The sequence below is a fragment of the Paenibacillus sp. FSL H7-0735 genome (assembly GCF_038008505.1).
In the GTDB taxonomy this organism is placed as follows: Bacteria; Bacillota; Bacilli; order Paenibacillales; family Paenibacillaceae; genus Paenibacillus_AQ; species Paenibacillus_AQ odorifer.
The window spans coordinates 4,732,784-4,747,660 of sequence record NZ_JBBOZH010000001.1 but is presented as its reverse complement, the minus strand read 5'-3'; the positions used below and the strand labels follow the sequence as shown (position 1 = coordinate 4,747,660).

The following is a 14,877-nucleotide window of genomic DNA, read 5'->3' as shown; positions in this document are numbered from 1 at the left end:
GGTCCGGCCCTGCGCAACCCATAATCCATCTTTAACATTCAAGGAGGTACACCCCATGACTCAACACGTTCCGGCGATTCTGCAATCTGCCCCGTTCATCCGGCGGTATCCGGGCAATCCGGTGCTGGCTGCAGCGAAGATTCCTTACCCCACCGCACTGGTATTCAATGCTGGTGTAACGAAATTTAACGGCAAATATGTGATGATCTTCCGCAATGATTACGGCTCACTGGCCGATCAGACGCTTGAGCCGCACCACACCACGGATCTCGGCATTGCTTACAGTGACGACGGGCTGAGCTGGACCGCCGGCCCGAAGCCAGTGTTCAAAATGCATGACGAGGAAATTATCCGCGCCTACGACCCGCGCCTGACCGTGATCGGCGGCCGTTGTTATATGTGTTTTGCCGTGGATACGCACCATGGCATCCGCGGCGGAATTGCCGTTACCGATGATCTGGAACACTTCGAGGTGCTCAGCCTGTCTACACCGGACCTGCGCAATATGGTACTGTTTCCCGAGTTGATCGGCGGCAAGTATGTCCGGCTGGAGCGTCCCTTCACGGTATACAGCCGCGGCGGCAGGGACCGCTTCGATGCCTGGATCTCCGAGTCGCCGGACCTGAAGCATTGGGGCAACTCCAGCCTACTGCTCGCCGTCGAGCAGGTGCCGTTTGCCAATGACAAGGTCGGTCCGGCCGCACCTCCGGTCCGGACGGATAAGGGCTGGCTGACCACCTTCCATGCGGTGGATGTGGACCCGGCCAGAGGCAAGCATGGTTGGGAGGACACCTGGAAGAAGCGCTATACCGCCGGAATTATGCTGCTGGATCTGGAGGACCCCCGCAAGGTGATCGGCATGAGCAGGCAGCCGCTGCTGGCACCGGAGACAGACTATGAGATTGGCGGGGGCTTCCGCAATCATGTGATTTTTCCGGGAGGGATGATTCTGGAGGATAACGGCGAGGTCAAGATCTATTATGGCTCTGCGGATACGGTAGAATGTCTGGCAACGGCCCATGTGGACGATCTGCTCCGACTCTGTCTGGAGCCGGAGCATAGATAAGATTGGAAGCAGGCTGAGGGCGGAAATGCGGAGTAACAGTGGGGCCATGTGCCATGATTGGAGCGGCTTGCGCGGAGTTTGTGCATGAAGTGCAACAATGCTAAATCAACAACAGCGACCGTGGGGAGATTATCCATAAAATGCAACAATACAGCTCAGTAGTAGCGACCAACGCAGAAATCCTGCACAAGGTGCAACAAAACCAGGACCGTATTTTAAAAGGAAACTTTGCTGATGCAGAAAAGGTTAGTATTACTCTGCCACTTCCGAAGCTGAACAGGAATATGTCGATTTTATGAAAAGAGTAATAGAGCATCACTGGTGAAATCATTATTCACTGATGACAGAGTATTTCCTAAAAATATGAAAGAGGTGTTTATTTATGCTGAAAAAGTTAAAATTATTAAGCTTAATTGTTTGTATGCTCGCCAGTCTTTTAGCTGTCGTTCCTTTGACAGCAAGAGCGGCGGATACAATTGTAAGCTATCCATTACCGTCGATCTATACCACGACCAGTCAATACACGGTAACAGCAGACTCTACAAATATACCGGTAATCGACACTTCGGCGGTATTTGTAAACTATAATTATTGTAATTTCTCTTTTTCAGGTACTACTACAATCACAATAACAGCAAGCGAGACAATCAATACCTATAATATTTCTCCCAAAGCTTTGGGAATTAGTGCAACAAAGAGCGGAAATACACTTACATTTACACTTTCATCACCAACATATCTTATAGTTAAAATCAATAACCTGAAAGATCTGGTTATTGCGGCAGATGCTCTTGAAACCAATGTTCCGGCTTCATCCGGTACAGGTATATACAATGTTAAAACTCAATACGGTGCCGACAGTACCGGTGCCGCTATGGCTACAACTGCAATACAAAACGCCATAAATGCGGCTAACGCAGCAGGTGGCGGTATAGTATACGTTCCAGCCGGTGTTTATAAGTGCGGAAACCTTGTTTTAAAAAGCAATGTTTCGGTTTATCTGGAGGGTGGTTCTGTTATAAGGGGTTCAGGAAATCCGAGCGATTACACTACCCATTTTCATAAGAATTCTCTGGGTAAGGATGGAACATGGTTTATTTACACCGAAACAAATGCAAACAATATTAAGATATACGGCAGGGGGACTATTGACGGCAATGGCCATTATATGAGAAATACAAAGAATTATTTGAACAATATTCTTGTACCCTTGCAGTGCAGCAACTTCACGGTTGACGGCATAACAATAAGAGACAGCGGGGGCTGGGCTACCATAGTTACAAGATCCAATAACGTCACATTCCAGAATACAAAGCATTTCAACAACAATGAACTTGATTATGAAAATGATGCAATAGACATTCAAGAGAGCCAGAATGTACTAATAAAGCACACGGTAGCAGTATCGGAGGATGACACATACTCATTTAAGACATGGGATGTAGCAACTACGGATATAGCTGCAAACTGGCCGGGAAGTCCTGAAAACCAGTCAAATGTAGTTGTGGATGATGCTTTGGCTTGGAGCAGATGTGGAGCATTTAAGGTTGGAGATGGAGTTAAACAGCTTCAGGATGGCATTGTTGTTAAAAACTCTTATGTATACAGGTGCTGGCGCGCTTTAGCGGTAGGTCATCTTTATGGGACTACACCAGCACAAAACATCATATTTGACAATATAGATGTAGAAGGCTTCTGGCCAAGATCCGGTGTTCACTCCAGATGGTTTGATCTTTCTGCAAAAAGCGGACCGATAAAAAATGTGGTCTATAATAATATCAATTTACGCGCTTTAGGTGAAATTTCAGTAATGAAGGGTTGGAGTGATACATTTACTGTCTCCGGAGTTACATTAAACAATGTTCGCGTCGGTGGAGTTGCGGCAACTACATTGACAGAATTGAAAATAACAGATACTAACAGCTATGCTGAAGCTCCAAAATTCAACACATTGAAATTTGAAGCGGAAGGCTATAACCTTAGTTCAGGTGTTATTTCCTATGAGGCAAGCACTGATGGTGGGCTGGATGTTGGTGGAGGGAGTAATGGCGACTATATAGCATTTAAAAATGTAGATTTTGGTAGTACAGCTAAAACAAGTATTGATTTGAAGGTCGCATCCGCTAATTCCGGCGGAAGAATAGAATTCCACTTGGACAGCCCTACAGGCACTATGCTGGGTTATTGGACGGCAGAAAGCACAGGCGGATGGCAGACATGGTCAGTCAAGAATATCTCGCTTAATGCCGGGACAGCTGTAGGAACCCATACAGTATATGTTACTTTTGTTAAGTCAGATTCAACCACAGTTGCAAATTTAACTTGGTTCCAGTTCAAATAGAATGGAAACGGTTTGATTTAATTGCAATAAGATGGATAAAGGGGTATATCAAATGATATGCCTCTACATTCAGCTAAAGTTTTTTTCTACGACTGACCAACTAACACAAAAAAACAGCAAGTCTCCTAAGTGAAGTGAAATAGGGACTTGCTGTTTGAGGTTTCAATTAATTCTTAAAGCTATGAATTGGAGCTGGGATTCGTCCGCCACGATTAACGAAGTTCGCGCAGTTGAAGCCGTTTACTGCTATAACTGGTGCATATCCGAGCAGGCTGCCAAATTCGACCAAAGGTCATAGATTCCAGCTTCTCTAGTGTAAGGGTACCCCGCTGAGCCGCTTTAATCATGCCGTGATCTTCATGGAACGGAATAAAGGCTCTACTATTAAGCCCACCTACATAGGAGGAGGCCATTACGCCACTTTTTTTAATATTGTCATTTAGGGCGTGTCTGAAAACTATCATTGAGTCAATTTAAAAATGGAAGCTATGTATATAAACGCGAGGAATGACTTAGTCAACTTATCGTAACGAGTGGCCACACGGCGAAAGTGTTTGATTTTATTGAAAAAGCATTCAACCAAGTGGAGTTCTTTCTACCGATACCAATCGACCTTCCATGGATGTTGACTATTCGTTTTAGGTGGAATGGTGTAAGTGGCCTGTTTAGTCGTAATCCAGTTCCGAATCGCTTCTGAGCCATAGGCTTTGTCGCCAAGAATGTGACTTCCAATAATATCTAACTCCTGAAGCAATTCAATCGCTGGAAAAGAATAACTTGACCACCCGTCAGTAGAAAAGCTAGAGGGTTGCCTAATCCATCGTGGAAGATATTAGTGATCGGGATTTTGATCCTATTAGCAAACCCGAGAGTTATCTCGAATTTTATTTTGGGAAACCTGGAAGTGGAGGGAACAAGAGGACATTACATTCGTATGCAAAATATTGGGGGAAGGAAATTCCGCAGGAGTATAAAGATCGACAAAATGAATACTTTTACGAATCAGATGCTTCCAAAATTTTAGATGAATAAATAAGTATGAGAGTGATAGCATAGATTTTATTTATCAAGCTTCCTACAAAGGCATTTACAATATATTATTTATTGAACGGGCTTTCGGGGCTCAAGGGCATTTGTCTAAGTTAGTAAATGGATATATCCCACGAGCCCCCCAAATAATGATTACGAAAAAGGTTGGCGAATCTTTAGAAAATTCACAGCATTTAATCTGCGAAGCCGGCACCGGGACTGGTAAATCACTTGGATATTTAACTCCTGCAGCTCGATGGGCTGTCGTTAATAAGAAAACAGTTATTGTCTGTACGCATACGATCCCTTTAATGAATCAAATCGTTAATGTGGAGCTGCCAAGAGTAGTTAACATTCTTAAGATGGAGAAGTTATCACTTAAGTTCCAACATGTCAAAGAAAAAGATCATTATATTTGTAATACAAAATTAGAAGCTCACTGGCAAGAAAAGTTACGCAGTAATGATTCTGAAGCTAAACTTGTACGTGAAATTTCAAAGATGGTGAAACAAGAACGGGTTGGGGATCGTGCGGCTCTAGGATTCGATGTTGAAGACAATGTGTGAAAAAAGATTAGTGCTTCCAATTGTCCAGCCAATACTAAACCAAGCAACTGCATGTTAGAAGACCTGAAAGGAAAGATGTATACCTCCCATATAATTGTCACAAATTTCGCTTACTTCTTTAATGATCTAAAAATGAGAATGAAGACGGGGAATGGTACTCTTCCAGCATATGATGCCGTCATTTTTGACGAAGCACATGAAATAGAGGATGTATGCTGCAATGTCTTCGAAAAGAAAGTAGATATCAACCGTTTTGAAATTTTATTTGAAGCAATCTTCAAACGAAGTGCATTTTCGGAACTCGATCATGGAAATCAAATCGAGCTTGCTCAGCTTCGTCAAACTTTTCACCAGCAAATTGATGAAGTGTACGCTCAAGTAGGAAAGAAGATGAGAGATGATCAAGGAGGATTACTTGCCTTCAAGCTTATGACAACCAAGATTGAAATTTCCGAGGTTTGTGCTACTCTAAGCCAAGCGCAGCAGTTTCTTTGATTACTATTTCGATCTTAGGGTTAGCCGATTATAAAATAACAGTACCCGTAGTCGCTGTAATTGTGGTTAGTTCTCTTCATCCAGATATCGATGAACCTAATTCACTTTTAGTATCAAGAGAACTCCCAACATCCTTGCTTCGTCTTCTGCAGGGCGTACTTATCACACTTGCTGCATTCTAAACAGTATTTTCTTTGTCCTGACTGTAGTTGTGAATACGGTTTGAATTCAAGCAAAGAATTAATAGAGAGAACTTATTTCATAAGGGCTTTTGAGATTCTTTCAAATAGAAATATGGATAATTTAACCTGGCCAGAAAAAGAAAAAATATTTGGATTAAAGCGAAATAGTATTCTGAGAATTATTGCTAATGAATTTATTACTGTGATGTTAACAGCGATCTCTTCAATTCAAACAGAAAATGACTTCGCTGACATGGTCTTTGAGTGTGCTCGTGAAATGGTAGAACAAAATATTATTTATCGTGAAGCAATGTTTGATTACACAGCTTGCTATGGACGTAGAGGAATTCCACTAAAAACTGTTATGAATGGCTTTGCTAAAGGCTTAAAATTAGTAAAACAAAAGTTTAATAATATTGATATACGTTTCATTGCAAACCTCGATAGAACAGCTCAAGTTAAGGATAACTGTAAATATATTCAAGAGTTAGTGAAGTACAGAGATATGATTTCATTGATTGCTGTGGGAATGGATATGCAAGAACTTGGACATCCGGCTCATCGGCAAGCTGAGGCTTTTGCTGTTGCAAAAGAAAATGGATTCTTTATTACGGGTCATGTTGGTGAAGAAGTTGGTCCAGAAGGTATTTGGGATGCCATCCAATCGATACCATTTGATAGAATAGATCATGGTGTTCGTGCTGTAGAGGACGAAAAGTTATTAGAATGGTTGGCAGATAAAAAAATATTACTTACTCTATGTCCAGCTTCTAATATAAGCTTAGAAGTATATCCGTCGTGGGATAAATATCCAATCAAAAAATTAATAGACAACGAAGTGAAAGTATGCATTAATTCTGACGACCCACCTTGTTTTCACTATGATCTAACAGGAAATATTATTAAAATCCTTGGGGCGGGTCCTGATGGACTCAACTCCATTTTATATCTTGTTCGTGGACAGAAACTTATTCTTGTAGCACGGATATTCAGGCAAATCTATAAATTCAACCCGTGTAATTGCTTCTCACCTGGCACACTGGTGAATAACCAAGAAGGTGCCAAGCCGATTGAACAGGTTCAAGTTGGTGATATGGTCTGGTCCAATAATCCAGATACTGGAATATCCATATAGGTGAAGAGATACTAACGACCACTGATTTGCATCCCTTCTGGATGATAGGCAAAGGATGGGTGTTGGATTAAACTATAATCAGGTCGCACTTACGAATGAAGGAGTTAAAGCTTTGCATGAAATAAGAAAAGATTTAATAGAAGGAAAGATAGCACTTGGAAGAGTGAAATAATACTGTTGGAGGTACACATGAAAATATGGCAGTGGAGGTTTGAAGCGGATAAATACGAGACTGTTTCTTTCCCGAACCCACTCTAAAAAGCTCATCTTCTTATCATTCATCTGTTATTCTCCCAATCGAGTTCGTAATGTTCACTATCTTAATGCAAGTGAACCGAGTTCACAAGTGTAGGAATAATAGAGAAACTGGGCTTATGCTAAACTAGGGATCTTCAGAAGTGGTTATGGCGGAAACCTATTCGGGGAGTTGTTTGTTTTACTTACTGACGTTTTGTCATTTGTTGGATTTATTTTATTGATATGGTTTTCCAAAGAAAAATAGTTTGTGATTTTTGGGGGAGTAGAAATTTTGGATATGATGAACATACTGGTTGAAGAACGCCATTGTCCTTTATGTAAAGAATTGAATCGTTGTGGCGCTGAAAGCGGTGACTGTTGGTGTTTCCATACAGAAATTCCACTCGAATTGCAGGAACAGATCCCGGAAGAACTGAGAGGGAAAGCTTGTATCTGCCAAAAATGCGTAGAAGCATTTAATAAACATTAACCGGGATTTTAATTAACTCTCGACGAATACCGTAATTTCATTGTATATAATTAAAGTGTAATCTAAAAAAATAATGGAGGCGCAGATGAGGAAGCCAATAATTGCAGTAGATATGGATGATACAATTTGCCATCTAGTGAAGCGAGCCATATACCATAATAATAATGATTTTCCCACGCATCTGCTGCGGTATGAGGAAATGCTTGATTGGAATACGGATCATTTACGTCATCCGGATTGTACACAAGAGATTTTCTATGGGCGGCCCGGTCTGTATGAAGAGCTTGAACTGTTTGACGAACATGTCGTAGGAGAAATGGAGAAACTGCATTACGCTTATGATGTAATTATTGTTACGGCAGCCCAACCCCAGTCGGTGGTGGAAAAATGGAACTGGCTGCAGAAGCATATGCCGTTTATTCCGATTGAAAATTTCTTTACCTGTAAGCGAAAAAATCTTATTAACTACGATCTATTGATCGATGACGGGGTGCATAACCTGGTTCCGGCATTGCAGGAGGGAAGAAAAGTGCTTTGTATTCCGCATCCATGGAATTTGCGGGCCCGTGAACAATATGCTTTTCCATTATTGACCTCATGGGAAGGTGCAAAAGAGAAGATAGATCAGATGTTAGGACGTCCAAAGAGCGAATGAGACTGTTTTTTATAGATGATGTACAGAAAAATATCCTCCACCAAAAAATGAAGGTATCCCATTAGCCAGTGTGGCTTTTGAGATACCTTTTTTATATCTATTGCAGAAGCGCAATTTCATTATTATGCTCTGGATGTAAATATGTTGAATTAGTGACATTTCGATTCTTGGACTCTTTTCTTTGTATATTATTGTATATAAAAGGAGTGGAGATAGTAGTGAGAACAATCGGAATTGATTTAGGAACGACCTATAGTCTTGCTGCTTATTGGGACGGCAGTCAGGCTGTAATTATTCCCAATGTACTCGGGGAGCATGTAACACCCTCGATTGTTAGTGTAGATGCAGGGGGAGAAGTATTAGTTGGAAGAATCGCACAGGAACGACTGATTACACATCCACAGTTAACCGCCTCGACTTTTAAGCGCTTTATGGGATCAGCAAAGAAATATACGCTAGGTTCGATGACTTTTACTCCTGAAGAGTTATCTTCTTTCGTTCTGCGGTCCCTGAAAGAGGATGCGGAAAATCATCTAGGTGAGTCCGTAACGAAAGCTATAATCAGTGTTCCGGCTTATTTCAATGATGTTCAGCGGAAAGCAACTAAGAAAGCGGCTGAGCTGGCTGGTTTACAAGTAGAGCGGCTTATTAGTGAACCTACGGCGGCAGCACTCGCTTATGGCCTGCATCAGAATCAGGAGACTTCATTTCTTGTTTTTGATCTGGGTGGAGGAACCTTTGATGTGTCAATTCTGGAGCTTTTCGAAGGGGTAATGGATGTTAAGTCGATTGCCGGAGATAACTATCTAGGCGGGGAAGATTTCACGGAGATACTAGTGGCCTATTTTATCCAAAAGAATAAGCTGGACGCGGAATCGTTAACACCAATAACGAGGTCGATGTTGTATAAGCAGGCAGAGCAGAGTAAACGAATTCTTGGTACAGAGTCTGCTGCGACTATGCGGATAGTTATTAAAGAGGAAGAATACGTTCTGACTATAGATCGCTCAGAGCTTGAGCAATTGGTACAACCATTATTAATACGTCTAAGGCAGCCGATAGAAAGAGCATTGCGGGATGCTTCTTTGCAGCCTTCCGATCTGGATGGGATTGTGATGATTGGGGGTGCGACTAAAATGCCTCTGATTAAGCAAATTATCAGCCGTATGTTCGGGAAAATGCCTTATGCGAATATCAGCCCAGATGAGACCGTCGCACTTGGAGCTGCGGTTCAGGTAGCTCTGAAGCAGCGTGATCAAGCGCTGGATGAAATGATTTTGACGGACGTTTGCCCCTATACATTAGGGACCAGTGTTTTGCGTAGAGGTTCAAGCGGACAAACGTCATCTGGACATTACTTTCCGATCATTGAACGTAACACTCCGATTCCTGTTAGCCGGGTAGAACGTCTATATACAGCCGCAGATAATCAGAAGATCATAAGTGTGGATGTGTATCAGGGGGAGAGTCCTCGCGTTGAAAATAATCTTTTCCTAGGAGAAATGGAGTTTCAGATTCCGCAAGCACCTCGGGGAGAAGAAAGTATTGATGTCAGATATACATATGATGTGAATGGGATTCTTGAGGTGGAGGTTACAACAGTTTCAACAGGTCAGAAGCATCAGATGATCATCGAGCAAAATGCTGGTGCAATGACGAAAAAGCAAATTGAAGCTCGTTTACTGGAACTGCGGAGTATCAAAATTCATCCGCGTGAGCGTACCGAGAACAGGCTTCTGCTTGCTAGAGGTGAGCGTTTATATGAAGAGGTGCTTGGGGACCAACGGAAGTTTATCGCACAGTGTCTGAAAGTATTCGAAGATGCTTTATATACTCAGAACGAGAAAGTGATTGAAAAAGCGGCACAAGCTTTCAATGAGCAATTGGCGGAAATTGAAGGGTGGTCATACTTCACATGACAATCTGGAGTATGTTGGAGATTGAACCCACAGATGAACTAGCTATCATCAAAAAGGCCTATGCCAAAAAACTGAAATCGCATCACCCCGAAGATGACCCTGAAGGATACCAGCAGCTTAGAGAAGCTTATGATACAGCTGTGAAATGGGCCCGCTCCGGGCAGCGTATAGCAAGCACTGTCCCTTCATTTGTAGGTGAGGATAAGAAAGAAATAGCGGAAGCAATATCAAAAGAAATAGAAGAAATGGTGATACAAGCAGAAAAAGTAATACGAGTAGATGAAGCTGAGGAGGAAGAAGGCGAGGAAAAAGCAGAAGGGGCTACTTTTATACCGCATGAAAACGAGTGGACGCTGTTTCGCCCTCATCCCATTCAACTTGATGCTGATCTTCAAGAACAACCAGCAGCTATTTTTGACAGACAAATTAGGGAACTGTATGCGGACTTCTCGCGCCGGATTAAACAAGCTTCGTGGCATTCACTTTTGAATGAAGATTTCATGTGGAGTATAGAGCATCGTGATCGGCTAAGGGACAAGCTTATGTTGTTCCTTGATCAGCATCGGAATTTGCCTTATGCCGTATGGGAGGCGTTAGATTCATTTTTTCATTTTCGTGAGGACAAGGAAATATTTCTTCAACGTTATGATAATAAGTTAGTCGAGTACATACTAGGGCAGGTCGACGGAAGTTTGGAGATGCGTTATGAGTGTTTCCTTTTGCAGGAGTCTCTTGAGTTCGACATAGAACACTATCTAAATCTGAGGCAATCCGCTCAATTCATGCTGATGGAGGATAAACATACTGAAGCTGGCCAACTGCTCGATGAAGCAAATAAGCTGTTTCAGAATGATCCGGATCTGCAATTAATGCGAGCTAAGTATTGTCTGGATACTGCTGATTATATGGAAGCGCTGGTGTGCTTGGACCGAGTAACCACTATGTGGCCTAACGAAAGAGACGGTTACTTATTAAGAGGGCGGCTTCTCTACTATTTGCAGCGTTATGAGGAAGCGATGAAGGATTGTGAATATTTGTTGCAAGAGGATGCTGGAAATAGAGATGTGCAATGTTTAATTCTGGAATGTAAGATTGCATGTTCTCAAATTGAGGAAGCTCTTACACAAACGGAGACTAATGAGCCTAAAAAGGACGAGTTCATTCATTTTCGTTACCTTGCGAATAAGTCCATGTTGAACAACAAAAAACTGTATCCACAACGTCTTCGTATCTCTTCGCTCGTAACCATTGGAAAGAACATTATAGGGCCTATATTATTCTATCTATTGGTTTTCCTGAAATTAAGCTGGTTCTATATGTTGGTATATACCATATGTTATTTTTCAGTATCTGAGCTTCCCCCGCTTGTCAATGCGGTGTTCATTCTTATTATTCTATGGAAAATCAGGAACATTTGCAAAACAGCATACCTATTCTCGAACTAATATCAGGAGGCTCTATATGCTGAAGGAATACAATGTTAAGCAAAGAAAACGATTGGAAATGTATTTCCGCTGTCTTTCCTCTACCTGCATACGTGGTCTCTTAGGGAGATACTATGTGGTTTATGAGTTTGATTTCAGTAACGTCTTCTTCAAAAGAGGATTCATCAAAAATGCTTGTGAAAGATGGAATATCGAGGATGCTAACTCCTTTCATCGCCAGATTCGCTGGCTTCTAGAAGATGGCAACCGTGCAGAATATAGATCTTTACATGCTCGTTTAGCCACACTTTCCGAAACCTCACGCAGTAAATATCTTGAGGCACATAAGGATCATGAGGATTTTGTTAATCTGAAGGTTGTTGCACAAGGAATACATCAGTTGCCTTCTGGTGACATTTCTGCTTTTGGGTTAGCTTGGGTAATTTATCTGAGCCGGATTGGTTATGTTGAGGATTATTTGAAGAAGGAAGAAGCCTGGGAATACAAAATAGAAGCAGCAAGGCAGCTACAAGAACGTTATAGCAGTTGGGCGGATTATTATATAGCCTATTCCTTGGGCAGCAAATTTTCATTAGTACAATCCGGCGGATTAGATAATCTTTTTGAGACGGGATTGCAGAAGCTCATGCGAAATAGCAGCATTCTATACAGGGAAGCCGTTTGGGGGCAAAATCTGCAGCCGGAAGCCACTTAGTCCGTACTTAGGTAATTAATACCTATTGAATACCTATAGAATACCTATCCCGTGTAGCTTAAGGACCCAAAGGACGCTATTTGCAAATTTATAGCCCTTTGAGCCGGTTTTCGGACTCCAGTGCAGCTATTCCTTGAGGAAGGGGTCTTTTGTGGTGTTTTTCATGTCAATAGTGGCTATGCGGTCCGTTAGGATTCCAAATGGGGGATAATGCAGCATATAAGGTCAGCTGTGTCCGATAGGCTATGTCGTAAGTGTAAATGTGATATAAGCAAACGAAGTTTAGTGTTACAACACGAGCAAAGGTTTCGCTCAACGGATCAGATCAAAGAGCAAGCTAAAAGTAAAACGCAGCAGTAAGACCAAACAGTAAAACCAAACAGTAAAACCAAACAGTAAAACCAAACAGTAAAACCAAACAGTAAAATCCAACAATAAACAATAAGACCCAACAGTAAAACCTAACAGTAAAATCCAACAGTAAACAATTAGACTAAACAGAAAATAGTAAGACTAAAACCCAACAGTAAAACTCAAAAGTGAATCACAAAAAAAGAGGGAGTTCCAGCTGCTATAACATAGCTTTTGGAATTCTCTCTTTTTGTGATGCCGGATTAATCTTGACAGGATCTGATATTTGTATATAATTGGAATAGACCGACGGTCGGTCAATAGAATGGAGGACGTTTCAGATGAGAATTTCCAAAGAAGCGGAAGAACGTAGAAATGAAATATTGGATACAGCAGAAATGCTGTTTTTTACGAAAGGGTATACCAAAACGACAGTGAATGATGTCTTGCAGGCTGTAGGTATTGCGAAGGGAACCTTCTACTATTATTTTAAATCGAAGGAAGAGGTCATGGATGCTGTAGTGCTGCGATTTATTGATGTTGGTGTAGCAACCGCTAAGCAAATTGCTGCAGATCCTAAGCTGACCGTTCATGAAAAGCTGCTGCAAATCATTATGGCGCAAAAGCCGGATACGGACAGAAAAAGCCAAATGATTGAGCAGTTCCATCAGGCTGATAATGCACAGCTGCACCAGAAAAGCTTGGTGGAAACCATTTTACGGCTAACTCCTGTTTTGACGGAGGTCATTGAGCAGGGCATAGAGGAGGGACTGTTTCACAATCCGTATCCCCGGGAGACGATGGAATTTCTATTGATCACCTCTCAATTTCTTTTTGATGAAGGTATATTCAAGTGGCAGCCTGAGGAAATCATCCAGAAGATAAGAGCTTTTATCTATACGATGGAAATTACGCTGGGGGCGGAGAAGGGCAGCTTCGACTATGTGTTTCAAATGTTTGAGTAGGGGAGAGGGAATATTCTGAACAACAAATCCTTCGGAAATTTTATGATCATTTGGATGGGGGAGTGGATATCCAGTATTGGCAGCGGGTTGACGGCTTTCACCTTAGGGGTTTATGTGTTCCAGATGACGCAGACTGCCTCTAGCGTGGCACTTTTAACCTTATGTGCTTTTCTCCCTTCCATTGTGCTCAGTCCTTTTGGCGGCGTGTTAGCGGATCGGTTTGATCGTCGATTGATGATGATAGCAGGGGATTTGTTATCTGCTTTTGGACTAGTATATGTTCTCATCATCATGCTGCTGGGTGAACCTCATTTATGGCAGATTTGTCTAGGCGTGACGTTTAGTTCGATTTTTGTATCCTTGCTTGAACCTGCCTACAAGGCTACCATTACAGATTTATTAACAGAGAAGCAATTTGCCAAGGCCAGTGGTTTAGTTCAGCTTGCTGCGTCCTCAAAATATCTTCTTTCCCCTATCCTTGCCGGGATTTTGCTTAGCTTTATGGATATAAAAACTATCCTGCTTATAGATATCTCAACCTTTCTAGTTACAGTTCTTGCAGTGATGGCTGTTCGCAGGAATCTACATACTGAACACAGAGTCCCAACGAATCAGTCGTTTGTAAAAGATTTGAAGGAGGGCTGGGATGCTCTTATTTACACGAAAGGTGTACTGCAGCTTACGATCATTTTGTCTGTCGTTACTTTTTATGTGGGTTTTCTCCAAACCTTATATACGCCTATGCTTCTACCCTTTACGGATACGAAAACTCTAGGCACGGTATTGTCTGTAAGTGCTATAGGGATGTTGCTCGGCAGTCTGATTATTGGAGTTTTTAGCATCGATCGTAAATATATCAAAGTATTAGCGCTCGGCCTAGGATTCGCCGGTTTGTTTTTTTCTTTGGTGGGACTGACCACGAATGTTGCTTTTATTACAGCTGCTGGATTTTTATTTTTTGCAACGTTGCCTTTTGTTAATACCAGTGCTGACGTTATGATTCGCAACCATATCCCAAATGACACACAGGGGCGGGCATGGGGGATCATTGGCATTTTATCACAACTCGGTTATGTGGCTGCGTATGCTTTTGCTGGCATATTGGCTGATCAAGTGTTTAATCCTCTTTTGCGAGAGGGAGGTCTGCTTACTTCATCAGTAGGTAAGGTGATAGGCACAGGGGAAGGACGGGGAATCGGCTTATTATTTATCATCTCTGGTTTGCTCATCATTATTATGGCATTTGTGATCCCCCGAATGAAATCCATTCGCTGCCTTGAACATGAATAATTAAACGAATTAAAAAC

General features: G+C 42.0%; 15 protein-coding genes and 1 pseudogene. 14 read left to right on the top strand and 2 right to left on the bottom strand.

Annotated elements, in window-relative coordinates:
• The first annotated feature begins 55 nt into the window (after positions 1-55).
• The 3 genes from NSS82_RS21625 to NSS82_RS21615 all read left to right on the top strand — a co-directional run bounded on the left by NSS82_RS21625 (position 56) and on the right by NSS82_RS21615 (position 3,407).
• Positions 56-1,066, top strand: a complete 1,011-nt coding sequence (locus tag NSS82_RS21625) for a glycoside hydrolase family 130 protein (RefSeq protein ID WP_038572282.1) — start codon at positions 56-58, stop codon at positions 1,064-1,066.
• A 140-nt stretch (positions 1,067-1,206) separates the two neighbouring features.
• Entirely contained in the window at positions 1,207-1,365 is a 159-nt protein-coding gene (locus NSS82_RS21620; protein WP_178944312.1) for a hypothetical protein, read from the top strand.
• An 83-nt stretch (positions 1,366-1,448) separates the two neighbouring features.
• A complete protein-coding gene (locus NSS82_RS21615; protein WP_076105254.1) occupies positions 1,449-3,407 on the top strand; it encodes a carbohydrate-binding protein in 1,959 nt (652 codons plus the stop codon).
• Between the two features lie 166 nt (positions 3,408-3,573).
• Here NSS82_RS21615 and NSS82_RS21610 read toward each other — a convergent pair.
• Both NSS82_RS21610 and NSS82_RS21605 read right to left on the bottom strand, forming a co-directional pair.
• A pseudogene (locus tag NSS82_RS21610) lies at positions 3,574-3,850 on the bottom strand (DUF711 family protein); the annotation flags it as partial.
• Positions 3,851-4,002: 152 nt separating this feature from the next.
• Positions 4,003-4,161 carry a transposase gene (locus tag NSS82_RS21605; RefSeq protein WP_162636765.1) on the bottom strand — a complete coding sequence of 53 codons (159 nt, stop codon included), beginning with the start codon at positions 4,159-4,161 and terminating at the stop codon, positions 4,003-4,005.
• A gap of 424 nt (positions 4,162-4,585) precedes the next feature.
• Between NSS82_RS21605 and NSS82_RS21600 the strand changes: the two genes are divergently transcribed.
• From NSS82_RS21600 to NSS82_RS21550, 11 genes are all read left to right on the top strand, one after another.
• A complete protein-coding gene (locus NSS82_RS21600) occupies positions 4,586-5,002 on the top strand; it encodes a DEAD/DEAH box helicase (protein ID WP_076105255.1) in 417 nt (138 codons plus the stop codon).
• Between the two features lie 51 nt (positions 5,003-5,053).
• Entirely contained in the window at positions 5,054-5,497 is a 444-nt protein-coding gene (locus NSS82_RS21595) for a hypothetical protein (RefSeq protein WP_143758655.1), read from the top strand.
• Complete coding sequence (locus NSS82_RS21590; protein ID WP_143759061.1) at positions 5,494-5,679, top strand: hypothetical protein; 186 nt, start codon at positions 5,494-5,496, stop codon at positions 5,677-5,679. Before NSS82_RS21595 ends, NSS82_RS21590 begins: the two co-directional genes overlap by 4 nt.
• Positions 5,680-5,791: 112 nt before the next feature.
• Positions 5,792-6,814: an adenosine deaminase family protein gene (locus NSS82_RS21585; protein ID WP_076272014.1), complete on the top strand. Its 1,023-nt coding sequence runs from the start codon at positions 5,792-5,794 to the stop codon at positions 6,812-6,814.
• Between the two features lie 535 nt (positions 6,815-7,349).
• Positions 7,350-7,541 carry a cysteine-rich CWC family protein gene (locus NSS82_RS21580; RefSeq protein ID WP_076141099.1) on the top strand — a complete coding sequence of 64 codons (192 nt, stop codon included), beginning with the start codon at positions 7,350-7,352 and terminating at the stop codon, positions 7,539-7,541.
• Between the two features lie 85 nt (positions 7,542-7,626).
• On the top strand, positions 7,627-8,196 hold the full coding sequence (locus NSS82_RS21575; RefSeq protein ID WP_076201434.1) for a 5' nucleotidase, NT5C type: 570 nt from the start codon (positions 7,627-7,629) through the stop codon (positions 8,194-8,196).
• 218 nt (positions 8,197-8,414) lie between these two features.
• Positions 8,415-10,115, top strand: a complete 1,701-nt coding sequence (locus NSS82_RS21570; protein ID WP_076272012.1) for a molecular chaperone HscC — start codon at positions 8,415-8,417, stop codon at positions 10,113-10,115.
• The gene (locus tag NSS82_RS21565; RefSeq protein ID WP_076100181.1) at positions 10,112-11,560 is read left to right on the top strand and encodes a J domain-containing protein; all 1,449 of its coding nucleotides are present in this window, start codon (positions 10,112-10,114) and stop codon (positions 11,558-11,560) included. Before NSS82_RS21570 ends, NSS82_RS21565 begins: the two co-directional genes overlap by 4 nt.
• A gap of 16 nt (positions 11,561-11,576) precedes the next feature.
• Positions 11,577-12,254 (top strand): DUF1266 domain-containing protein, encoded by a 678-nt coding sequence (locus NSS82_RS21560; RefSeq protein ID WP_076272011.1) that lies wholly within the window; start codon positions 11,577-11,579, stop codon positions 12,252-12,254.
• Between the two features lie 692 nt (positions 12,255-12,946).
• Positions 12,947-13,570 (top strand): TetR/AcrR family transcriptional regulator, encoded by a 624-nt coding sequence (locus NSS82_RS21555; protein ID WP_076141075.1) that lies wholly within the window; start codon positions 12,947-12,949, stop codon positions 13,568-13,570.
• A gap of 42 nt (positions 13,571-13,612) precedes the next feature.
• The gene (locus NSS82_RS21550) at positions 13,613-14,860 is read left to right on the top strand and encodes an MFS transporter (protein ID WP_178944158.1); all 1,248 of its coding nucleotides are present in this window, start codon (positions 13,613-13,615) and stop codon (positions 14,858-14,860) included.
• The last annotated feature ends 17 nt before the right edge of the window (positions 14,861-14,877 follow it).